The 3,158-nt window shown below is 75.3% G+C and carries 3 protein-coding genes and 1 pseudogene; all 4 read right to left on the reverse strand.

What is annotated here, in order from left to right:
• Window positions 1-173 (reverse strand): annotated as a pseudogene (locus tag LPA42_RS33265) (sulfate adenylyltransferase small subunit); the annotation flags it as partial.
• On the reverse strand, window positions 170-1,051 hold the full coding sequence (locus LPA42_RS33270) for a 3'(2'),5'-bisphosphate nucleotidase CysQ (RefSeq protein WP_228987133.1): 882 nt from the start codon (window positions 1,049-1,051) through the stop codon (window positions 170-172). The pseudogene LPA42_RS33265 and the gene LPA42_RS33270, both read right to left, overlap by 4 nt.
• A 40-nt stretch (window positions 1,052-1,091) precedes the next feature.
• The gene (locus tag LPA42_RS33275; RefSeq protein WP_091284658.1) at window positions 1,092-1,916 is read right to left on the reverse strand and encodes an ABC transporter permease; all 825 of its coding nucleotides are present in this window, start codon (window positions 1,914-1,916) and stop codon (window positions 1,092-1,094) included.
• Window positions 1,913-3,088 carry an ABC transporter ATP-binding protein gene (locus LPA42_RS33280; protein WP_077937631.1) on the reverse strand — a complete coding sequence of 392 codons (1,176 nt, stop codon included), beginning with the start codon at window positions 3,086-3,088 and terminating at the stop codon, window positions 1,913-1,915. Before LPA42_RS33280 ends, LPA42_RS33275 begins: the two co-directional genes overlap by 4 nt.
• Window positions 3,089-3,158: the final 70 nt, after the last annotated feature.

A 3,158-nucleotide genomic window follows, 5' to 3' on the forward strand; every position in this document is an offset into this window, starting at 1 on the left:
GCCGGCGCAAACGCCTTCTGCGCCAACCGCAACATCACGATCGAATCCTTACCACCCGAGAAGAGCAGCACCGGCCGCTCCATCTCCGCAACCACCTCACGCATCACGAAGATGCTCTCCGCCTCCAACTCGTCGAGCTGGGAGACCTGGTACGCAGCCGATCCGCTGCTCATCGCGTGTCCTTTCCGGTCGAGGGGACGCCTCCGGTCGAGGGGACGCCGGAGCCGGGGGCCGCCGCGCCGGAGAGCTGCCGCGCGAGGGCGGCGAGCCGCGGCGCGGCGAGCTCCTGACGGCACACCAGCAGGTCGGGCAGGCGCGGGTCCGCCTGGTTGTAGGTCAGCGGGGAACCGTCGACGCGCGACGCGTGGAACCCGGCGGCGGTGGCCACGGCCACCGGGGCGGCCGAGTCCCACTCGTACTGGCCGCCCGCGTGGACGTACGCGTCGACCTCACCCGTCACCACAGCGGCGATCTTCGCCCCCGCCGAGCCCATCGGCACCAGCTCGGCGCCGATCTCGGCGGCCAGTTCCGCCAGGAAGGCCGGGGGACGGCTGCGGCTGGCCGCCAGCCGCAGCGGCGCGCCGGGGCCGGCGGACGGTGCCGGCGGGGCCGGCGGGTCGTCGGTCACCAGCACCCGCCCCTGGGCGGGCAGGCCGACGGCCCCCGCCACCAGGCGGTGCGGCGTCGACGCCGTACGCGCCCACAACGCCACGTGCACCGCCCAGTCCGAACGGCCCTCCTCGGAGAACTCCCGGGTCCCGTCCAACGGGTCGATGATCCACACCCGGTCGGCGGTCAGCCGGCCGCCGGCGTCGACGCTCCCGACGACGCGGGAGTCCTTGTCCTCCTCGGACAGGACCGCGTCGTCCGGGCGGTGGGTCGCCAGCTCGGCGAGCAGGAGGTCGTGGGAGGCCCGGTCACCGGCGGCCTTCAGCGCGGCCGGGTCACCGTGGCCGTGCGCGGAGCGTACCCGCAGCAGCAGTTCGCCGGCGTGGGCCGCGAGCCGGCGGGCGAGGCCCGCGTCGGTTTCCGGAGGGGTCAGGGGCGGCATGGCAGCTCCTCGCAGGGGCCGGTGGGAAACGCCCGGGCGGTCATTGGACCGCCCGTCGACTGAAGCAGCGGACGCTGAGCCAGGTCAGCGCCACGGCCACCCCGGTGAGCACGCTCAGGCACACCCACGCCGGGATGTGCGGCACCTCGGGCAGCAGCGCGCCGCGCACCCCCTCCGAGACGTACGTCATCGGGTTGAGCGCGGTGACCACCTGGTACCAGGGCAGCGACAGCCTCGGCCAGGGGTAGTGGATGCAGCCGGTCCAGATGATCGGGGTGAGGATCACCGAGAAGGTGACGTTGATCCGCTGCACCGGCAGGGTGGTGGCCAGGCTCATCCCGATGGCCCCGCCGATCCACGCGCCGAGCAGCGCCACCACGAACGCCATGGGCAGCCCCGCCGGACGCCACGGCGCGGAGCCGACCACCAGCGCGCCGAGCGGATAGATCAGCAGGGCCGCGAGCAGCCCCCGGACGGTGGCGATGACCAGCTTGCCGATCGCGACGAGGCTGGTCGGCAGCGGGGCCATCAGCCGGTCCTCGATCTCCATGGTGAAACCGAACTCCTTCACCAGCGGCAGTGCCACGCTCTGCAGCGCGGTGGTGAGGGCGGCCAGCGCGATGATGCCGGGCAGGAAGAGGTCGGCGAAGTTGCGCCCGACGATGCCCTGCCCGCCGAGGATCGTGTCGAACACGAAGAGCATGAACAGCGGCGTCAGCCCGACCTGCACCAGGATGACCCACAGTTCGCGGCCGGTGACCATGAGGTCGCGGCGCAGCACGGCGGCGAACACCCGGCCGGCGCCGGGCCGGGCGCGCGGGGTGACCGCCGGTCGCAGCGGGGTCGGCGTGTCTACAGCGGTCACCGTGGTTCCCTTCCGGTCAGTTCGATGAAGACGTCCTCCAGGCTCGGCTCCCCGATGTCGATGGCGTTGAGCGCCGCCGACCGCGCGGTGAGCACGGTGACCGCCGCGCCGAGCAGCGCGGCGGGGTCGGTGGCCAGGTGCAGGCGCACGCGCAGCCGGCCACGACCGGCCGGGCCCCCGCCGTTGCGGCCCGCCGCGCCGCCGCGCCCGAGCAGGCCCGCGCCGGCCAGGGCCGCCAGGCCGCCGCCACCGGGCCGCGCCCCGCCGGCCCGCGCGGCCAGGGCGGCCAGCGCCGCGCCGCCGCCGGCCCCGCCGGGCAGCCCCGCGCCGGGCCGCAGACCGGCCGGCACGGCGGGCGACGCGAGCCGCTCCGCCTTGCGTACGCCGTCCAACTCGCCCAGCGCGGCGCACAGCGCCTCCGGGTCGTCGGCGGGGGCCGGGGTGAGCGTGAGGTCGAGCAGCGCGTCGCCGGCCAGGCCCCGGACCAGGTTGTCCGGGGTGTCGAGGGTGAGCAGCCGGCCGTGGTCGACGATGCCGACCCGGTCGACGGTCCGGGCCGCCTCGTTCATCGCGTGCGTGGTGAGCACGATCGCGACGCCGCGCTCGCGCAGTTGGCGGATCTGGCCCCAGATCAGCAGCCGGGTCTGCGGGTCGAGGGCGTTGGTCGGCTCGTCGAGGAAGAGCACCATCGGGTCGTGGGTGAGCGCCCGGGCGATCATCAGCCGCTGGGCCATCCCGCCGGAGTACGCCTCGATGCGCCGGTCGGCCCGCTCGGTGAGACCGAAGCGTTCCAGCAGCTCCCCGGCCCGGCTCTCGGCCTCCCGCCGGGGCAGCCCGTGGTAGGTCGCGTGGTAGACCAGGTTCTGCCGGGGGGTCAGGGCGCGGTCCAGGTTGTTGTGCTGGGGCACCACGGCCAGCTGGGCGCGGGCGGCCGCCGGATCGCGCCCGACGTCGACGCCGCCGACCAGGGCCCGGCCGCCGGTGGCCCGCAGCCGGGTGGTGAGGATGCCGACGGTGGTGGACTTGCCGGCGCCGTTGGGCCCGAACAGCCCGAAGATCTCGCCCGGCGCGACGGTGAACGACAGCCCGTCCACGGCGTTGGTGTCGCTGCGGGGGTAGCGCTTGACGAGGTCGGCGACCTCGACCACGGCCGGCCCGTCTCTGCTGGGCATCTGCTCTCCTGTCTGGGGGTGCGGGGTGCCGCCGTCCGCCCCCCGCCCCAGGGGTGCCCGCGGCGGTCCG

Source organism: Micromonospora sp. DH13, assembly GCF_020873825.1.
GTDB classification, from domain to species: Bacteria; Actinomycetota; Actinomycetes; order Mycobacteriales; family Micromonosporaceae; genus Micromonospora; species Micromonospora haikouensis.

What these genes read in the sequence shown, in the direction of transcription:
- LPA42_RS33270 (WP_228987133.1), bottom strand. Translation starts at nt 1,051, where the DNA reads ATGCCGCCCCTGACCCCTCCGGAAACCGACGCGGGCCTCGCCCGCCGG.
- LPA42_RS33280 (WP_077937631.1), bottom strand. Translation starts at nt 3,088, where the DNA reads ATGCCCAGCAGAGACGGGCCGGCCGTGGTCGAGGTCGCCGACCTCGTC.